Genomic DNA, 19,274 nt, shown 5'->3' on the forward strand with positions numbered 1-19,274 from the left:
GCTGCAATCGACAACAAGGGCCAGTTTTTACTGGGCGCCTTCGAACCAGGCGAGCTTGTCACGCAGTTGCACCACCTCACCGACGATGACCAGCGTTGGCGCATGGACTTCATGCTCCGCCACCAGTGTCGGCAGGTCAGCCAACGTGCCGGTAAAGACTCGCTGGTTGGGCGTGGTGCCCTGCTGAACCAGCGCCGCCGGGGTATCGGCGGCACGACCATGACGGATCAGCTCGGCACAGATGGTCGGCAGCCCCACCAGCCCCATGTAGAACACCAGGGTTTGCGCAGGCGCCACCAGATCGTTCCACGGCAAGTTGCTGGTGCCATCCTTGAGATGACCGGTCACGAAACGCACTGACTGCGCATGGTCACGGTGGGTCAGCGGGATACCGGCATACGCCGAGCAACCACTGGCCGCCGTGATACCGGGCACTACCTGGAATGGAATACCCTGCTCCGCCAGCTCCTCGATTTCCTCGCCGCCACGTCCAAAGATGAACGGATCGCCCCCTTTGAGCCGCAGCACGCGCTTGCCTTGCTTGGCCAGGTCAACCAAAAGCTGATTGATCTGATCTTGAGGCACGGCGTGATCGGCGCGACGCTTGCCGACGTAAATACGCTCGGCATCACGACGGCACAGCTCAATGATTGCCGGTGCCACCAGGCGGTCATAGAGCACCACATCCGCTTGCTGCATCAGGCGCAAGGCGCGGAACGTCAACAGATCAGGGTCGCCAGGACCAGCGCCAACCAGGTACACCTCACCTGACGTCTGCGCGGGTACGCCGTCTACCTTGGCTTGCAACAAGCGCTCGGCTTCAGCACCCTGCCCGGCCAGTTGGCGCTCGGCAATCGGCCCCTGAAAGACATCTTCCCAGAAGCCACGGCGCTGGTTGACGTCTGGGTAGAGGGCTTTCACCTTGTGGCGAAAACGCGCGGCCAGGCCGGCCAGCTCGCCATAAGCCGCAGGGATCCAGGTTTCCAACTTGGCCCGGATCAACCGAGCCAGGACCGGCGCATCGCCGCCGCTGGACACCGCTACAACCAGTGGCGAACGGTCGACAATGGCCGGGAAAATCACCGAGCACAACGCTGGAGCATCGACCACATTGACCGGCACACAACGCTTGCGGGCATCTGCAGACACCTGAGCATTGAGTTCCTGGTCATCAGTAGCGGCGATGATCAACTGACAACCGTCCAGATCGCTTTCCTGATACCCGCGGGACAGGAGTTCACCACCGCTGTGCCGGGCAAGCTCGGCCAATTGCCCTTCGATCTCGGGCGCAACCACACGAAGTACGGCGCCGGCATCTGCCAGCAAGCGAGATTTGCGCAAGGCAATCTCGCCGCCACCTACGACCAGCACACGGCTGCCACGCAGGTTGTGGAACAGCGGTAGAAATTCCATTTAGCCGATGACCTCCAGGCCGCCCATGTAAGGCTTGAGGACTTCAGGCACGCGGATCGAGCCATCGGCTTGCTGGTAGTTCTCCAGCACTGCCACCAGCGTACGCCCCACCGCCAGGCCCGAACCGTTGAGGGTGTGCACCAGTTCCGGCTTGCCGGTTTCCGGGTTGCGCCAGCGGGCCTGCATGCGACGGGCCTGGAAGTCACCACAGTTGGAGCACGAGGAAATTTCGCGGTACTTGTCCTGGCTCGGCACCCAAACTTCCAGGTCGTAGGTCTTGGTGGCGCTGAAACCCATGTCGCCAGTGCAAAGTGCCAGCACGCGGTATGGCAGCTCGAGGGCTTGCAGTACGCGCTCGGCGTTCGCCGTCAGGCCTTCCAGGGCTTCCATGGACTTGCTCGGCTCAACGATCTGAACCATCTCGACCTTGTCGAACTGGTGCTGGCGGATCATGCCACGGGTATCACGGCCCGACGCACCGGCTTCACTGCGGAAGCATGGGGTGTGGGCAACGAACTTGATCGGCAGTTGCTTGGCGTCGAGGATCTCGCCAGCGACGATGTTGGTCAGCGACACTTCAGCGGTCGGGATCAGGTAGAAGTCAGCCTCGCCTTCACGGCTGATCTTGAACAGGTCTTCCTCGAACTTCGGCAGCTGGCCAGTGCCTTGCAGCGCAGGTGCTTGAACCAGGTACGGGGTGTAGGCCTCTTCGTAACCGTGCTCGTTGATGTGCAGGTTGATCATGAACTGGGCCAGGGCACGGTGCAGGCGCGCAATCGGGCCACGCAGCAGGGCAAAACGTGCGCCCGACAGCTTGGCTGCGGTCTCGAAGTCCAGCCAGCCGTTCTTCTCGCCCAGGGCGACGTGATCCTGGACCGGGAAATCAAAGGCTTTCGGGGTGCCCCAGCGGCGCACTTCGACGTTGCCTTCTTCGTCTTCACCGACCGGCACGGAAGCGTCCGGCAGGTTCGGAATGCCCATCAGAATGCCATCCAGCTCGGACTGGATGCTGTCCAGCTCGACCTTGCCGCTGGCCAGTTCGGCCGCCATGCGCTCGACGTCAGCCATCAGCGGAGCGATGTCTTCGCCCTTGGCCTTGGCCTGGCCGATGGACTTGGAACGGGCGTTACGCTCGGCCTGCAGCTGCTCGGTGCGGGTTTGCACCACCTTGCGGCGCTCTTCCAGTGCTTCGATGCGCGCGACATCCAGGCTGAAGCCACGGGAGGCCAGGCGGTCCGCCACTTCCTGAAGTTGGCCGCGTAACAGTTTGGAATCGAGCATATCGTTCTCTCGTTGGTTCAGAATTTGGTCAAAGACAGGCCAGCCCAGGTTGCGAGCAGGCCGCCAAGTACGCTGAGCGCGGCATAGCCGAACGCCAGCGGCGCCTGCCCGCTTTCGAGCAGGCGCACGGTATCCAGTGAAAAGGATGAAAAGGTAGTCAAGCCGCCAAGAAAACCGACAATCAGGCCGGCCCTCAACTCGACCGGTACCAGCGGGCGATGCAAAAACAAACCGTACAACAGCCCGATCAACAAGCATCCAATCAGATTGACTGCCAGCGTACCGAGATAGAAGTGGCGTGGCCAGTGCGCGTTCACCCAATTGGCTGTGGCAAAGCGCAGCAAGGTACCGGCAATGCCGCCTGCACTCACCGCCGCAACAACCGCAATCATGGTTTTCTCCGTTGCCGGGGGCTTTGCCGGTCCAGCTCGGCCAGGTGCTTGAGCTTTTCGCCGATCTTCAGCTCCAGGCCGCGCGGTACCGGTTGATAGTACTGGCGCGGTTCCAGGTTGTCGGGGAAGTAATCTTCGCCAGCGGCATAGGCATCCGGCTCGTCATGGGCATAACGGTATTCGTCACCGTAGCCCAACTGCTTCATCAGCTTGGTCGGCGCGTTGCGCAAATGCAGCGGCACCTCAAGCGAACCGTGCTCGGCGGCTTCGCGCATGGCAGCCTTGAAGCCCATGTACACCGCGTTACTCTTCGGCGCACAGGCCAGGTAGGTAATCGCTTGCGCCACCGCCAGCTCGCCTTCCGGGCTGCCCAGGCGCTCCTGCACGTCCCAGGCGGCCAGGCACAGGCTTAACGCGCGAGGATCGGCGTTGCCGATGTCTTCACTGGCCATGCGCACCACGCGCCGGGCAATGTAGAGCGGGTCGCACCCGCCGTCGAGCATCCGCGCAAACCAGTACAACGCACCGTCGGGGTTGGAGCCACGCACCGATTTGTGCAGTGCCGAAATCTGGTCGTAGAACGCCTCTCCGCCCTTGTCGAAACGGCGACGGGTATCGCCCAGCAGGCTTTGCAGCAAATCGACGCCGATCTCACTGCCGTCTTCGGCCAAGTCCGAGGCGTTTTCCAGCAGGTTGAGCAAACGCCGGCCATCGCCATCCGCCGCCGCCAAGAGCATCTTGAAGCCTTCATCGCCCAGGCTGAGCTGGCGCTTGCCCAGGCCACGTTCTTCGCTCAGTGCACGCTGCACCAGCTTGCGCAACGCCGCTTCGTCGAGGCTTTTCAGCACATAGACCCGCGCCCGAGAGAGCAAGGCGTTGTTCAATTCAAACGAAGGGTTCTCGGTGGTCGCGCCAATGAAGATCAGCGTGCCGTCTTCGACGTAGGGCAGGAAAGCATCCTGCTGCGACTTGTTGAAACGGTGCACTTCATCGACGAACAGGATGGTCCGGCGACCATACTGGCCGGCCTGTTGCTTGGCAATTTCTACCGCGTGACGGATCTCCTTGACCCCAGCCAGCACGGCCGACACCGTTTCGAAGTGGGCATCGCAAAACTGCGCCAGCAGCCGCGCCAGGGTGGTCTTGCCCACCCCTGGCGGCCCCCAGAAGATCATCGAGTGCAGCGCGCCCTGTTCCAGTGCTTCACGCAGTGGCTTGCCACGCGCCAGCAGGTGCTCCTGACCGACGTACTCGTCCAGGTTGGCCGGGCGCAGACGCGCGGCCAAGGGCTGGGCAACAGGCTCACTACGAAACAGGTCCATCAACGGCTGCCTTACCTCTTATTCCTGAATGACGTCAGCGCCTTTCGGGATGTCGAACTTGAATCTGCCCGCTGGAATCGCCTCGTTGGCCTTGACCCCAGTGAACAGGATATTGGTGCGCTGACCGACGCTGTCGATCAGTTGCATATCATTGATCAGGCCACGGCGAAACGACAGGCGCAGGGAGTCGAACAAGGTGTCCTTGGTCTTCGGCTTGAGGGTGAAATCCACCACCTCGCCTTGCTCCTTGGAAGAGATCTCGAAGCTCTGGCTGATCTTCGACACATCGCCGGACAGCAGCAGTGCTGGTGTCTGGGTCAGACGCTCGTCGAGCTTCTTGATGGTCGCCTGTTCCAGGTCCGGGTCCCACAGGGTGACTTTCTGCCCGTCCGACACCACGACCTGCTCCTGTGGCGCATCGGTGTGCCAGTAGAACAGGCCAGGGCGTTTCACCGACATTTCACCGTTGGTTTCCTGCAACTGGGTACCGCTGCCATCGAGGGTCAACTGAGAGAAACGGGCAGTGATTGTCTGCGATTTTTCCAGCAACTGGGTCAGACGCGCCACGTCTTGCTCACCGGCATAGGCCGGAATGGCGGACACCGTCAGGGCAGAAACCAACAACATGCGAATCAGGCGCATGAGAATCCTCGTAGAACAGTGAATGGGCCGGGCACCGTCATTGGCACCCGGCAAAATCGATCATCAGTCGCGCATTGGCCCAGGCGCAATGACCTCGCGCGAGCCGTTGGTGTTCATGGCCGTGACCACGCCAGCCATTTCCATCGCTTCGATCATCCGCGCAGCGCGGTTGTAGCCGATCTTCAGCTTGCGCTGAACCGCGGAGATGGACGCACGACGACTTTCCAGAACGAACTGAACCGCTTCATCGTACAACGCATCGGTCTCAGCGTCGTCGCCACCCTCGCCGCCGCTACCGCCGTCGAAGCCACTGCCGGCCTCTTCGACACCGTTGAGGATGTCGTCGTTGTAGTCCGGGGCGCCACGCTGCTTCCACGCTTCAACCACGCGGTGCACTTCTTCGTCGGAAACGAACGCACCGTGTACGCGGATCGGCAGGCTGGTGCCTGGCGGCATGTAGAGCATGTCACCATGGCCGAGCAACTGCTCGGCACCACCTTGGTCAATGATGGTGCGCGAGTCGATCTTGCTCGATACCTGGAAGGCCATTCGGGTTGGAATGTTGGCCTTGATCAGGCCGGTAATCACGTCCACCGAGGGCCGCTGAGTCGCGAGGATCAAGTGGATACCGGCCGCACGCGCTTTCTGGGCGATACGGGCGATCAGCTCTTCGACCTTCTTGCCAACGATCATCATCATGTCGGCAAATTCGTCTACCACCACCACGATGGTCGGCAGGGTTTTCAGCAGCGGCGGCTGGTCGTCCATGCTCTCACGGCGGAACAGCGGGTCATAAACCGGCTCGCCGGCTTCCTCGCCATCCTTGATCTTGCGGTTGAAGCCGGCCAGGTTACGCACGCCCATGGCCGCCATCAGCTTGTAGCGACGCTCCATCTCGGCCACGCTCCAGCGCAGGGCGTTGGCCGCGTCCTTCATGTCGGTAACGACAGGGCAAAGCAGGTGCGGAATGCCCTCATAGATCGACAACTCGAGCATTTTCGGGTCGATCATGATCAGCTTGGCGTCTTCCGGGCTCGACTTGAACAGGATCGACAGGATCATCGCGTTGACACCCACCGACTTACCGGAACCGGTAGTACCGGCCACCAACAGGTGCGGCATCTTGGCCAGGTCGGTAATCACCGGCTTGCCGCCAATGTCATGGCCCAGCGCCAGGGTAACCGGCGACTTGGCTTCATCGTACTGCGGCGACGACAGCACTTCGGAGAAGCGCACGATCTGCCGGTCTTCGTTCGGGATTTCGATACCCACGGTAGTCTTGCCGGGGATGACCTCGACCACGCGCACGCTGGTCACGGCCAGCGAACGCGCCAGGTCCTTGGCCAGGTTGGCAATACGGCTGACCTTGACCCCGGCAGCGGGCTGGATTTCGTAACGGGTAATCACAGGGCCAGGGTGGATCGAGTCCACCGACACTTCGACACCGAACTCCTTGAGTTTGATTTCCAGCAACTGCCCGACACCGGCCAGCGACTCAGGCGAATAGTTGACCTGCTTCTTCTCGGCAGGATCGAGGATAGAGATCGGCGGCAAGGTGCCCTCGACGGCGCTATCGACGAACACCTGCGCGGGTTTTTCCGCCTGCACACGCTTGATCGGCTCTGCCGCCTTGACCTGCGCTGGAGCTGGAGCTGGAGCTGGAGCTGGAGCTGGCATGATGATCGGCGCAGGCGACTGAGGACGCTCGACCACCGGCTTGCTCGGCGCCGGCTCACGCTCGACGACGCGCTCACGAGCCTTGGCCGGCTCGCGGCGCTCGGCAACCACCGGCGCCATGATCTCGTGCTCCTGCTCGTCGACCGCACGCAGCTGGGCAACCAGTTGCTTGCGCTCGTTACGCGCTGACCACCAACGACTGGCCGCCCCCTGGAACACCTCGAACAGGTCAAGGGTGATTTTGCCGGTAAGGTCCATCACCTTGAACCACGACAGGTCGGTGAACACGGTAAGGCCAAACAGAAACAGGGCAATGAACATCAGGGTACTGCCCTGCACGTTCAAGGCATTCTTGGCCAGGTCACCCAGGCTTTCGCCCAGCGCGCCGCCTGCAGACGCCGGCAGGCTTGGGGCCGAATGAAAATGGATATGCGCCAGCGCGGCACCGGACAGCACCAGGAACACCAAGCCGATCAGGCGCCAGGAAAACAGCCAGCCGCTCCACTGCCAGGGCTGGTGACGCTCACGAAAGATCTGCCAGGTCTTGATCGCCAGCAACAGCGGGAAGATGTAGGCGAAATAACCCAGCACCATGAACAACACGTCCGCAAAGAAGGCGCCGGCGCGGCCCGCAGCGTTCTGCACCTGATCGACGTTGCTGGTGTGGCTGAAGCCAGGGTCTGCCTGGTCGTAGGTAAGCAGAGCCATCCACAGATACAGGCACAGGGCGCCCATGGCAATCAGGGCACCCTCCTTGAGCCGGTAGTGCAGTTGCTGGCGCCAAAGCGGTACCGGCAAGGGGTTTGGGGTAGCGGTGGATTTCTTCAAAACGCGTCTATTCCTGCGCTGCTTGCGCGTCCAACAGGTGGCTGGCTGACGAAGGCAGCCAACAAACCATTACTTTTAACATTACTACCCGTATGCCGCCATGGCGGTGCGCCAGAATACGTCGCACACGGGATTAATTGCATAATGTTCAATTTGAGCACGCATTCTCTTTTGTGACAAAGGCTTATACGGGCTTTTTGCGTAGTAGGGACAACAAATCAGCCGGCAAGTTGCGGTTGACCCGCATCGCCCTGGCAGGCGATCCTGACCACCCTCCCCTCTTCTGCCGTTGAAACGACGATGCTGACCTGGCTGAGCCGCGATTCTCTTGACTTCCCTCCTCTGGAAAAGGCGCTGCGCGACCCCAACGGCCTGCTCGCCGCTGGCGGTGACCTGAGCGCGGAACGGCTGGTCCAGGCATATCGGCATGGCTGCTTCCCCTGGTACCAGGATGGCCAGCCGATCCTGTGGTGGTCACCGGACCCGCGCACCGTGTTGTTTCCCGACGAGTTGCATGTCTCGCGTTCGTTGCGCAAGGTCATACGCCAAGGGCGCTATCAGGTCAGCTTCGACCAGGACTTCGCCGGTGTCATCCGTGCCTGCGCGGCGCCACGCGCCTATGCCGACGGCACCTGGATCACCGACAGCATGCAGAAGGCGTACCTGAAACTGCACCAGCAGGGTTTTGCCCACTCCGTGGAAGTCCGCGAGCACGGCGAACTGGTCGGCGGGCTATACGGTTTGGCAATGGGTCGCCTGTTCTTCGGCGAGTCGATGTTCAGCCGGGCCGACAACGCCTCCAAAGTCGGCTTTGCAACGCTGGTCGAACACCTGAAAAACGCCGGCTTTGTCCTGATCGACTGCCAGATGCCCACCGAGCACCTGCACAGCCTCGGCGCCCGGGCAATTGCCCGCGCCACGTTCGCCGACTACCTGCGTCGCTACCTCGATCAAGCCAACTCGGCGACATGGGTTTGCTAGGCGAGTTTTTCCAGCTGGCTTACACTTAAAACAAACGTCACTCCCGAGGGGTTGATCATGACAGAGCTGGCGCGGTTGAAGTTTTATGCCACTCAACCCCATTCCTGCAGCTACCTGCCAAACGAGCAAGCCACGACGCTGTTTCTCGACCCGAGCCAGCCAATGGACGTGCATGTCTACGCAGATCTGTCGGAAATGGGCTTCCGGCGCAGCGGTGACCACCTGTACCGGCCACACTGCCAGAACTGCAATGCCTGCGTACCGGCACGCATTCCGGCTGCACGGTTTTTGCCCAACCGCCAGCAGAAGCGCATCCTCAAGCGCAACGCCGACCTGGTCGTGACCGCTGCGCGCCCGGCCTTCAACGAAGAGTACTTCGACCTGTATCGGCGCTATATCGAACAGCGCCATGCCGATGGCGACATGTACCCACCGAGCCGCGATCAGTTCGCCACCTTCCTGGTCCGCGACCTGCCATTCTCACGGTTCTATGAGTTTCGCCTGGACGGTCGCCTGCTCGCCGTGGCGGTCACCGACCTGCTGCCCAATGGCCTGTCGGCCGTCTACACCTTCTACGAGCCCGATGAGGAGCGTCGCAGCCTGGGGCGCTATGCCATCCTCTGGCAGATCACCGAAGCGCTGCGCCTGAACCTGGAGGCGGTCTACTTGGGCTACTGGATCAAGAACTGTAAAAAGATGAATTACAAGACCCAGTACCGCCCCATCGAGCTGCTGATCAATCAGCGCTGGGTGACGCTAAATTGAAATCCTTGGCTTGAACCCCATTTTTCGGGCACAATGCACGCCACTTTTTTTGCCTGGCGCAGCCGCACCGGGCCATTAACTGGATACCGAGGGCTTTACTGCATGTCGAAAGAAGACAGCTTCGAAATGGAAGGCACTGTCGTCGACACCCTGCCCAACACCATGTTCCGCGTGGAGTTGGAAAACGGGCACGTCGTTACCGCGCATATCTCCGGAAAAATGCGCAAGAACTACATTCGAATTCTGACTGGTGACAAGGTCCGCGTCGAACTGACGCCTTATGACCTGAGCAAAGGGCGCATCACCTACCGCGCCCGTTAAGCGTCATCAACGAAAACGCCCGGCATGAGCCGGGCGTTTTCGTTTGTCTCAATGAAACCATGGAGAACCCACCCGCACCATCGCCGGCAAGGCCGACTCCCGCAGGAGCCGGGCTGCCGATGACGGCTATCAGGCCATTTCAGCCGTCGTCTCGAACTCGAACACCAACTCGCCATCACGCATGTCGACGTGCACCACGCCACCATGCTCGGCCAGCTCACCAAACAGGATCTCTTCAGCCAATGGCCGCTTGATCTTGTCCTGAATCAGCCGCGCCATTGGCCGCGCACCCATCTGCGCATCATAGCCACCCGCTGCCAGCCAGCTACGCGCCGCATCGGAAACCTCCAACAGCACGCGCTTGTCTTCGAGTTGCGCCTGCAGTTCGGTGAGGAACTTGTCGACCACACTCTTGATGGTTTCGTGGCTCAGACGACCAAATTGAATGATGGTGTCCAGGCGGTTACGGAACTCCGGCGTGAAGCTCTTCTTGATGACTTCCATCGCATCGGAGGAGTGATCCTGCTGCGTAAAGCCAATCGAGGCTCGCGCAGCCGTCTCGGCACCCGCGTTGGTGGTCATGATGACAATCACGTTGCGGAAGTCCGCCTTGCGCCCGTTGTTGTCGGTCAGCGTGCCATGGTCCATCACCTGCAGCAGCAGGTTGAAGACTTCCGGATGCGCCTTCTCGATTTCATCAAGCAGCAACACGCAGTGCGGCTGCTTGGTGATTGCCTCGGTCAGCAAACCACCCTGATCGAAACCGACGTAACCGGGTGGCGCACCAATCAGGCGCGACACGGTATGCCGCTCCATGTACTCGGACATGTCAAAGCGCACCAGTTCGACACCCAACGCCTTGGCCAGTTGTCGCGCCGCCTCGGTCTTGCCGACACCTGTAGGGCCGGCAAAGAGGAACGAGCCGACCGGCTTGTCCGGCGACTTCAGACCTGCCCGCGACAACTTGATTGCGGTGGCCAGCGAATCGATGGCAGCGTCCTGGCCGAACACGGTCAGCTTCAGGTCACGCTCCAGGTTACGCAGCAGTTCCTTGTCGGAGCTAGTGACGTGTTTTGGTGGGATCCGCGCGATCTTGGCAACAATATCCTCGACCTGAGGTACATCGATACGCTTGACTCGCGACTCTACCGGCTGCAGACGCTGGTAGGCGCCCGCCTCGTCAATGACGTCGATGGCCTTGTCAGGCATATGCCGGTCATTGATGTAGCGCGCTGCCAGCTCGGCAGCAGCACGCAGGGCTTCATCGCTGTACTCGATATTGTGATGCGACTCGAAACGCCCTTTGAGCCCACGCAGGATACCAACGGTGTCTTCCACCGATGGCTCACTGACATCGACCTTCTGGAAGCGCCGCGCCAAGGCACGGTCTTTCTCGAAGATGCCACGAAACTCCTGGAACGTGGTCGAGCCAATGCAGCGGATATCACCCGAGGACAGCAACGGCTTGAGCAGATTGGACGCATCCATCACGCCGCCCGATGCCGCACCGGCACCGATAATGGTGTGGATCTCGTCGATGAACAGAATCGCCTGCGGCCGTTTACGCAGCTCATTGAGCAACGCCTTGAAGCGCTTCTCGAAATCACCACGGTACTTGGTACCGGCCAACAGCGCACCCAGGTCCAGCGAGTAGACCACGCTGTGCGACAGCAGATCCGGCACCTGGCCATCAACGATACGCTTGGCCAGGCCTTCGGCAATGGCCGTCTTGCCCACACCCGCCTCACCGACCAGCAGCGGATTGTTCTTGCGCCGACGGGCAAGGATCTGCGCCACGCGCTCAACCTCGGCCTCACGCCCTACCAATGGGTCGATACGGCCCTGGCGTGCCTGCTCGTTGAGGTTGCTGGCATAGGCGTCCAGCGGGTTGCTCGAGGAAGAGGTTTCGCCGCCCTCCTCATCCTGCATGTCCTGATCGTTTTCGGAATGCTCGCCGTGCCCTGGCACCTTGGAGATGCCATGGGCGATGTAGTTGACCACGTCGATACGGGCCACACTTTGCTGCTTCAGCAGAAACACCGCCTGGCTTTCCTGCTCGCTAAAGATCGCCACCAGCACATTGGCACCGGTCACTTCACGCTTGCCCGAGCTCTGTACATGGAATACTGCACGCTGCAACACGCGCTGGAAGCCCAGGGTTGGCTGGGTTTCGCGATCCTCATCGTGCACCGGGATCAATGGCGTGGTGGAGTCGATGAACTCCTGCAGGTCGTGTTTGAGTTTATCGAGGTTCGCACCACAGGCCCGCAGAACGGTGGCGGCTGCCTCATTATCCAATAGTGCCAGCAGAAGGTGCTCGACGGTCATGAACTCATGACGCTTCGAACGGGCCTCCTTGAAGGCCAGATTGAGGGTGACTTCGAGCTCGCGGTTTAACATAGCTTCACCTCATACCCAAGTGGTCGGCGATTAACCGTCCTTCTCGATTTCACAGAGTAGCGGATGCTGGCTTTCCCTGGCGTATTGGTTGACCTGCATGGCCTTGGTTTCGGCGATGTCACGGGTAAACAATCCGCACACTGCCCGTCCTTCTGTATGGACGGCCAGCATGACCTTGGTCGCCAACTCGCGGTTCAGGTTAAAGAACATTTCGAGCACTTCGACGACAAAATCCATCGGGGTGTAGTCATCATTGAACAAAACCACCTTGTACATCGGCGGTGCCTGCAGCGCTGGCTTGGCTTCCTGCACCGCCAGCCCGGACCCATCGTCCTCATGCGATTGCGGGTGATCCTGATTGAATGTTAGTCGAATCTGGCTATGTGCATGCATGGAAAGAATTTCATCATTTCGACACGTTAAGGTTGTGAGTTGACCGCCGGGTCGACGCCTGGACGACCGTCGCACCGCCTTGACTATCAGCAAAACGGTGTTACAACCAATAAGAACCCACCGTGGTCAACAAGGTCCGCGCAGTCAACCAGAGTTCGCAGGTTAATCAGCGGATTGAGTGGATGATACTCCAGTGATGGAGTCCTTTGCAGAGGGATATGAGGATGGCAAGCGGTAAAGTCAAGTGGTTCAACAATGCCAAGGGCTATGGCTTCATCAACGAGGAGGGCAAGACCGAAGACCTGTTCGCCCACTACTCGGCCATTGAGATGGACGGCTACAAGACGCTGAAAGCCGGACAAACCGTTGCCTTCGACATCATCCAGGGTCCCAAGGGCTTGCACGCCGTGAAAATCAGGGCAGCCGCAAAGACGGAAACCGCAGCCCCCACCCCCGCCTCGACCACCACACTCGCCTGACACACCTTGTTTTTGAATCGCCCATAAAAAACCGGCCAATCCGCGAGGACTGGCCGGTTTTTTTGTACCGCCCTTACATGTGCTTGATCAGTGCTTCACCGAAACCGGAACTCGACACCAGCGTAGCGCCGTCCATCAGGCGCTCGAAGTCGTAGGTCACCGTCTTGGCGGCAATAGCACCGTTGGTGCCCTTGATGATCAGGTCAGCCGCCTCGGTCCAGCCCAGGTGACGGAGCATCATTTCAGCGGAGAGGATCACCGAACCCGGGTTGACCTGGTTCTTGCCGGCGTATTTCGGCGCAGTACCGTGGGTAGCTTCGAACATGGCTACGGTGTCGGACAGGTTGGCGCCCGGCGCAATACCGATACCGCCCACCTCGGCCGCCAGCGCGTCGGACAGGTAGTCACCGTTGAGGTTAAGGGTGGCGATGACATCGTACTCGGCTGGACGCAGCAGGATCTGCTGGAGCATGGCGTCGGCAATGGCATCCTTGACCACGACCTTGCGGCCGGTTTTCGGGTTTGTGAACTGCATCCACGGGCCACCATCGAGCAGTTCGGCGCCAAACTCGTTCTTGGCGACTTCGTAGCCCCAGTCCTTGAAGGCACCTTCGGTGAACTTCATGATGTTGCCCTTGTGCACCAGGGTCAGCGACTCGCGGTCGTTATCCACGACGTACTGCAGGGCCTTGCGCACCAGGCGCTGGGTGCCTTGTTTGGAAACCGGCTTGATACCAATACCGCAATCCTGGTCGAAACGGATCTTGGTAACGCCCATTTCTTCCTTCAGGAACTTGATGACCTTGTTCGCCTCAGGCGAACCCGCCTTCCACTCGATACCGGCATAGATGTCTTCGGAGTTCTCACGGAAGATCACCATATCGACATCGCCGGGCTTCTTGACCGGGCTTGGAACGCCTTCGAACCACACCACCGGACGCAGGCAGACATACAGGTCCAGTTGCTGACGCAGGGCCACGTTCAGGGAACGGATACCACCACCGACCGGAGTGGTCAGCGGGCCCTTGATGGAGACGACGTAATCCCTGACCGCATCCAGGGTTTCCTGAGGCAGCCAGGTATCCTGGTCATACACCTGGGTAGCTTTCTCGCCGGCATAGACTTCCATCCAGGAGATCTTGCGCTTGCCACCATAGGCTTTCTCTACGGCAGCATCGACAACCTTGATCATGACCGGGCTGACGTCGACGCCAATGCCGTCACCTTCAATGAACGGGATGATCGGGTTGTCTGGAACATTGAGAGAATGGTCTGCGTTGACGGTGATTTTGTCGCCGACTGCCGGAACCTTGATTTTCTGGTATCCCATGCTGCACTCCGTTTTTTTGGTGTGGTTCGTCATCATGCATTACCCAGAGCCTAACCCAGTTGACGGATAACGGAAACCTCGTACACCAATCCGTCACAAAGCGCCAAAATCTCTACATCTTTCGTCTATAAGTGACCAACCGACCACTACGTCTTGGTGATTAAGACCAAGGGTTTGGTATACTCCGCCGGTGACCAAAGGGTCACTGGGGGTAACCGGCCTGAAATGAGACCCGCGCCCCGACAAGACTGAGCTGTTACCGCAGCCCAGCCGTTTGACACTCGACTGATGCATCACCATCAACGCCCAGAACCCTCGACCTTCTGCTTATGGATGTGTCCAGGCGAAGCGCATTACCCTGCGCACCTCGAGATTCTGTGCACGCTCAGCAAAACAGAGAGTTAACCCGAATATGCCCACCCGATCCAAGATCATCTACACCTTCACCGACGAAGCCCCCGCCCTCGCCACCTACTCACTGCTGCCCATCGTCGAAGCTTTCACTGCTACCGCCGACATCGCGGTAGAAACCCGGGACATCTCTCTCGCCGGCCGCATCCTTTCTGCCTTCCCTGAACAGCTCGGCGCCGACAAGCAAGTGGCCGACCACCTGGCAGAACTGGGCAAACTGGCGACGACGCCAGAAGCCAACATCATCAAGTTGCCGAACATCAGCGCCTCGGTTCCACAACTGAAAGCCGCGATCAAGGAACTGCAAGCCAAAGGTTTCAACATTCCGGACTACCCGGAAACCCCGGCCACTGACGCCGAGAAAGAAACCCGTGCACGCTACGACCGCATCAAGGGCAGCGCCGTAAACCCGGTACTGCGCGAAGGCAACTCCGACCGCCGCGCACCGCTGTCGGTCAAGAACTATGCCCGCAAGCACCCGCACAAAATGGGCGCCTGGGCTGCAGACTCCAAGTCCCACGTTGCCCACATGAGCAACGGCGACTTCTACGGCAGCGAAAAAGCCGCGCTGATCGAAGCCGATGACAGCCTGCGCATCGAACTGCTGGACAAGAACGGCAACACCACCGTTCTGAAAGAGAAAACCTCGGTCAAGGCCGGCGAAATCATCGACTGCTCGGTCATGAGCCGCAAGGCACTGCGCAGCTTCATCGCCGCTGAAATCGAAGACGCCAAGGCCAAGGGCGTACTGCTGTCGGTTCACCTGAAGGCGACCATGATGAAGGTCTCCGACCCGATCATGTTCGGCCAGATCGTTGCCGAGTACTATCAGGACGCGCTGAACAAGCACGCTGACGTACTGGAACAGATCGGCTTCAACCTGAACAACGGTATCGGCGACCTGTACGCCCGTATCAAGGCCCTGCCTACTGACAAGCAAGCCGAGATCGAAGCCGACATCCAGGCCGTCTACGCCGTTCGCCCGGCGCTGGCCATGGTCAACTCCGACAAGGGCATCACCAACCTGCACGTGCCAAGCGACGTGATCGTCGACGCTTCGATGCCGGCCATGATCCGTGACTCGGGCAAGATGTGGAACGCCGAAGGCCAGCTACAAGACACCAAGGCCGTCATCCCGGATCGTTGCTACGCCACCATCTACCAGGCCGTTATCGAAGACTGCAAGAAACACGGCGCCTTCGACCCAACGACCATGGGCAGCGTACCGAACGTTGGCCTGATGGCACAGAAAGCCGAAGAGTACGGCTCTCACGACAAGACCTTCCAGCTCGCTGCCGACGGTGTTGTTCGCGTTGTAGACAGCAAAGGCAACCTGGTGCTGCAGCAGGACGTCGAAGCTGGCGATATCTTCCGCATGTGCCAAGCCAAAGACGCCCCGATCCAGGACTGGGTCAAACTGGCCGTCAACCGTGCTCGCGCCAGCAACACCCCAGCCATTTTCTGGCTCGACCCACAACGCGCCCATGACGGCGTGATGATCGAGAAAGTCCAGAAGTACCTGAAAGACCACGACACCACCGGCCTGGACATTCGTGTCCTGTCGCCAGTCGAGGCCATGAAGGTATCCCTGGAGCGTATCCGTGCAGGCAAGGACACCATCTCGGTGACCGGCAACGTACTGCGCGACTACCTGACCGACCTGTTCCCGATCATGGAGCTGGGCACCAGCGCCAAGATGCTGTCGATCGTTCCGCTGATGAACAACGGCGGCCTGTTCGAAACCGGCGCCGGCGGTTCGGCACCGAAGCACGTACAGCAGCTGGTCGAAGAGAACTTCCTGCGCTGGGACTCGCTGGGTGAATTCCTGGCCCTGGCCGCTTCTCTGGAACACCTGAGCAACGCCTACGCCAACCCGAAAGCCAAGGTCCTGGCCAACACCCTGGACCAGGCAACCGGCAAGTTCCTGGACGACAACAAGTCGCCAGCGCGCAAGGTTGGTGGCATCGACAACCGCGGCAGCCACTTCTACCTGACCCTGTTCTGGGCCCAGGCACTGGCTGCACAAAACGACGACGCCGCACTGCAAGCGCGCTTTGCCCCACTGGCCAAGGTACTGACCGAGAACGAAGCGACCATCGTCGCCGAGCTCAACGCTGTCCAGGGCAAGCCAGCCGAAATCGGTGGTTACTACTACCCTGATGCCGAGCTGACCAGCAAAGTGATGCGCCCAAGCCAAACCTTCAACAGCGCGATTTCTGCCCTGTAAGGTTCGCTTGATGTAACACCAGAAACCCCGGCCACGCACCGGGGTTTCTGCTTTTCTGCAGAGGCGTGGCACCCGCGTCGCCGAGAACACCGGCCATGCGATCCACCTGCACAACACAGGACCTTGCACATGACCTGGCAACCCCACATCACCGTCGCCACCATTGTCGAAGACCAGGGCCGTTTCCTGCTGGTCGAAGAGTTCAAAGCCGGCAAGCACGTATTCAACCAGCCGGCAGGCCACCTGGAGGCCAACGAGTCGCTGGCCGAGGCCGCCCTGCGCGAAACGCTTGAGGAGACCGCCTGGGACGTAGAACTGACCGGCGTGGTCGGCATCTACCTCTACACCGCCCCCAGCAATGGCGTGACCTACCAGCGCGTCTGCTTTGCCGCCAAACCGCTACGGCACAATGCCGACCGCGCACTGGACAGCGACATCGTCCGCGCCGTGTGGCTGACCCGCGAGGAACTGCTCGCCGACCCCGAGCGCTGGCGCAGCGAACTGGTACCTCGTTGCATTGACGACTTCCTCGCCGGCCCCCTGCACAGCCTGGCGGTGATCCGCGATTGAGCATGGTTTTCGCCTTGCCGCGCACAGCCTGTTAGAATCTTGTCCTTTTACCCGGATACGCAGCGATTCCTATGTCCACTCCAGCTCTCAAAGAACCCGAAAAGACGCGCGTGATCGTCGGCATGTCCGGCGGCGTGGACTCTTCCGTTTCCGCCCTTCTGCTGATGGAGCAGGGTTATCAGGTCGAAGGCCTGTTCATGAAGAACTGGGAAGAGGACGACGGTACCGAGTACTGCACCGCCCGCGAAGACCTGGCCGACGCACAAGCCGTGTGCGACCGCATCGGCATCAAACTACACACCGCCAACTTCGCCGCCGAATACTGGGACAACGTGTTTGAGCACTTCCTGGCGGAATACAAGGCCGGACGCACGCCAAACCCGGACATCCTCTGCAACCGCGAAATCAAGTTCAAGGCGTTCCTCGACTACGCCCTGATGCTCGGTGCCGACCTGATCGCCACCGGCCACTACGTGCGCCGCCGCGACATTGACGGCCGCACCGAACTGCTCAAAGGCCTGGACCCGAACAAGGACCAGAGCTACTTCCTCCACGCCGTCGGCGGCGAGCAGATTGCCCGCACGCTGTTCCCGGTCGGCGAACTGGAAAAACCGGAAGTACGCGCCATCGCCGAAAAACACGGCCTGGCTACCGCAAAGAAAAAAGACTCCACCGGCATCTGCTTTATCGGTGAACGTCGCTTCAGCGATTTCCTCAAGCAGTACCTGCCCGCTCAGCCTGGCGAAATCCAGACCACTGAAGGCGACGTCATCGGCCGCCACCATGGCCTGATGTACCACACCATCGGGCAACGCCAGGGGCTGGGTATCGGCGGCCTGAAAGACGCAGGCGACGAGCCGTGGTACGTGCTCGAGAAAGACCTCGCCCGCAACGTGCTGGTAGTTGGCCAGGGCAACGAACACCCATGGCTGTTCTCCCGCGCCCTGCTCGCCTCGGAGATCTTCTGGGTGAACCCGATCGACCTGTCCAGCCCACGCCGCCTGACCGCGAAAGTGCGCTACCGCCAGAGCGACCAGGCCTGCACCCTGGAGCGCACCAACGACGGTTATCGGGCAGTATTTGAAGAACCTCAACGGGCGGTAACGCCCGGCCAGTCCGTGGTCTTCTATGATGGTGAGATCTGCTTGGGCGGCGGCGTGATCGAAGTAGCCGAGCCTTGGAGCCAGCGTTGATGAATACCACGCAAGAACAGCTGGTTGCACTGGGCGGCGTTTTTCAGGCTGCCGTACTGGTCGATCGAATTGCCCGTACCGGCCAGGTCAGCGAAGCCAACCTGAGCTGCATGCTCGGCAGCCTGTTGGTGCGCGACCCCAAGGACACCCTGGAAGTGTTCGGCGGCGATGACCTCAACCTGCGAGACGGCTACCGCGCCCTGGTCAGCGCCCTGGAGCGCGACCCCGCCAGCCTGCAGCGCGAACCACTGCGCTACGCGCTGTCGATGCTGGGCCTTGAGCGCCAACTGGCCAAACGTGGCGATATGCTTGAAGTCATCGGCAACCGCCTGCCACAAATCCAGTCCCAGGCAGATCATTTCGGCCTCGCGCACGAGAACGTCATAGCCTCCAGTGGCGCCCTGTATCAGGACACCCTGAGCACCCTGCGCCAACGCATTCAGGTACACGGTGACATGCGTCACCTGCAACAACCCAACAACGCCTCGAAGATCCGCGCCCTGCTGCTCGCCGGCATCCGCGCGGCGCGCCTCTGGCGCCAGCTCGGCGGCCATCGCTGGCAACTGGTGTTCAGCCGGCGCAAACTGCTCAAAGAGCTCTACCCGATGATGCGCGGCTAAACACCGCACAGGAGCCAGCCTTGCTGGCG

The 19,274-nt window shown here is 60.4% G+C and carries 17 protein-coding genes; 8 read left to right on the forward strand and 9 right to left on the reverse strand.

Going from position 1 to position 19,274, the window contains the following annotated elements; translation table 11 throughout:
• Nucleotides 1–27: 27 nt before the first annotated feature.
• From cysG to ACZ9H3_RS07030, 6 genes are all read right to left on the reverse strand, one after another.
• Nucleotides 28–1,413 carry a siroheme synthase CysG gene (gene cysG / locus ACZ9H3_RS07005; RefSeq protein ID WP_330523564.1) on the reverse strand — a complete coding sequence of 462 codons (1,386 nt, stop codon included), beginning with the start codon at nucleotides 1,411–1,413 and terminating at the stop codon, nucleotides 28–30.
• Entirely contained in the window at nucleotides 1,414–2,694 is a 1,281-nt protein-coding gene (serS, locus tag ACZ9H3_RS07010) for a serine--tRNA ligase (RefSeq protein ID WP_065761001.1), read from the reverse strand. It lies immediately after the preceding gene.
• Nucleotides 2,695–2,711: 17 nt separating this feature from the next.
• Nucleotides 2,712–3,086 (reverse strand): fluoride efflux transporter CrcB, encoded by a 375-nt coding sequence (gene crcB / locus ACZ9H3_RS07015; RefSeq protein WP_099775287.1) that lies wholly within the window; start codon nucleotides 3,084–3,086, stop codon nucleotides 2,712–2,714.
• On the reverse strand, nucleotides 3,083–4,408 hold the full coding sequence (locus tag ACZ9H3_RS07020) for a replication-associated recombination protein A (RefSeq protein ID WP_065761815.1): 1,326 nt from the start codon (nucleotides 4,406–4,408) through the stop codon (nucleotides 3,083–3,085). The genes crcB and ACZ9H3_RS07020 overlap by 4 nt, the downstream gene beginning before the upstream one ends.
• An 18-nt stretch (nucleotides 4,409–4,426) precedes the next feature.
• On the reverse strand, nucleotides 4,427–5,050 hold the full coding sequence (gene lolA / locus ACZ9H3_RS07025; protein ID WP_065761816.1) for an outer membrane lipoprotein periplasmic chaperone LolA: 624 nt from the start codon (nucleotides 5,048–5,050) through the stop codon (nucleotides 4,427–4,429).
• A gap of 63 nt (nucleotides 5,051–5,113) precedes the next feature.
• The gene (locus ACZ9H3_RS07030) at nucleotides 5,114–7,555 is read right to left on the reverse strand and encodes a DNA translocase FtsK (protein ID WP_476220206.1); all 2,442 of its coding nucleotides are present in this window, start codon (nucleotides 7,553–7,555) and stop codon (nucleotides 5,114–5,116) included.
• A 300-nt stretch (nucleotides 7,556–7,855) separates the two neighbouring features.
• On the opposite strand from ACZ9H3_RS07030, the gene aat reads away from it, so the two are divergent.
• The 3 genes from aat to infA all read left to right on the forward strand — a co-directional run bounded on the left by aat (nucleotide 7,856) and on the right by infA (nucleotide 9,622).
• The gene (aat, locus tag ACZ9H3_RS07035) at nucleotides 7,856–8,536 is read left to right on the forward strand and encodes a leucyl/phenylalanyl-tRNA--protein transferase (protein ID WP_476220207.1); all 681 of its coding nucleotides are present in this window, start codon (nucleotides 7,856–7,858) and stop codon (nucleotides 8,534–8,536) included.
• A gap of 57 nt (nucleotides 8,537–8,593) precedes the next feature.
• Nucleotides 8,594–9,301 (forward strand): arginyltransferase, encoded by a 708-nt coding sequence (locus ACZ9H3_RS07040; RefSeq protein ID WP_102053056.1) that lies wholly within the window; start codon nucleotides 8,594–8,596, stop codon nucleotides 9,299–9,301.
• 102 nt (nucleotides 9,302–9,403) lie between these two features.
• Nucleotides 9,404–9,622 (forward strand): translation initiation factor IF-1, encoded by a 219-nt coding sequence (gene infA, locus ACZ9H3_RS07045; protein ID WP_002553999.1) that lies wholly within the window; start codon nucleotides 9,404–9,406, stop codon nucleotides 9,620–9,622.
• A gap of 129 nt (nucleotides 9,623–9,751) precedes the next feature.
• On the opposite strand, the gene clpA is transcribed toward infA, so the two are convergent.
• Together clpA and clpS are read right to left on the reverse strand one after the other, a co-directional pair.
• Nucleotides 9,752–12,022, reverse strand: a complete 2,271-nt coding sequence (clpA, locus tag ACZ9H3_RS07050) for an ATP-dependent Clp protease ATP-binding subunit ClpA (protein ID WP_065758553.1) — start codon at nucleotides 12,020–12,022, stop codon at nucleotides 9,752–9,754.
• Nucleotides 12,023–12,052: 30 nt separating this feature from the next.
• A complete protein-coding gene (clpS, locus tag ACZ9H3_RS07055; protein WP_065758552.1) occupies nucleotides 12,053–12,415 on the reverse strand; it encodes an ATP-dependent Clp protease adapter ClpS in 363 nt (120 codons plus the stop codon).
• A 224-nt stretch (nucleotides 12,416–12,639) separates the two neighbouring features.
• On the opposite strand from clpS, the gene cspD reads away from it, so the two are divergent.
• Nucleotides 12,640–12,894: a cold shock domain-containing protein CspD gene (gene cspD / locus ACZ9H3_RS07060; protein WP_065758551.1), complete on the forward strand. Its 255-nt coding sequence runs from the start codon at nucleotides 12,640–12,642 to the stop codon at nucleotides 12,892–12,894.
• Between the two features lie 73 nt (nucleotides 12,895–12,967).
• Here cspD and icd read toward each other — a convergent pair whose 3' ends face one another.
• On the reverse strand, nucleotides 12,968–14,224 hold the full coding sequence (icd, locus tag ACZ9H3_RS07065) for an NADP-dependent isocitrate dehydrogenase (RefSeq protein WP_065758550.1): 1,257 nt from the start codon (nucleotides 14,222–14,224) through the stop codon (nucleotides 12,968–12,970).
• Nucleotides 14,225–14,636: 412 nt separating this feature from the next.
• Between icd and ACZ9H3_RS07070 the strand changes: the two genes are divergently transcribed.
• From ACZ9H3_RS07070 to hflD, 4 genes are all read left to right on the forward strand, one after another.
• Entirely contained in the window at nucleotides 14,637–16,862 is a 2,226-nt protein-coding gene (locus ACZ9H3_RS07070; protein WP_476220209.1) for an NADP-dependent isocitrate dehydrogenase, read from the forward strand.
• Nucleotides 16,863–16,991: 129 nt separating this feature from the next.
• Nucleotides 16,992–17,432 carry an NUDIX hydrolase gene (locus ACZ9H3_RS07075; RefSeq protein ID WP_065758548.1) on the forward strand — a complete coding sequence of 147 codons (441 nt, stop codon included), beginning with the start codon at nucleotides 16,992–16,994 and terminating at the stop codon, nucleotides 17,430–17,432.
• A 71-nt stretch (nucleotides 17,433–17,503) separates the two neighbouring features.
• The gene (mnmA, locus tag ACZ9H3_RS07080; RefSeq protein ID WP_065758547.1) at nucleotides 17,504–18,625 is read left to right on the forward strand and encodes a tRNA 2-thiouridine(34) synthase MnmA; all 1,122 of its coding nucleotides are present in this window, start codon (nucleotides 17,504–17,506) and stop codon (nucleotides 18,623–18,625) included.
• On the forward strand, nucleotides 18,625–19,245 hold the full coding sequence (gene hflD / locus ACZ9H3_RS07085) for a high frequency lysogenization protein HflD (RefSeq protein WP_065758546.1): 621 nt from the start codon (nucleotides 18,625–18,627) through the stop codon (nucleotides 19,243–19,245). The genes mnmA and hflD overlap by 1 nt, the downstream gene beginning before the upstream one ends.
• Nucleotides 19,246–19,274 lie beyond the last annotated feature (29 nt).

This window comes from Pseudomonas sp. TE3910 (genome assembly GCF_056279025.1).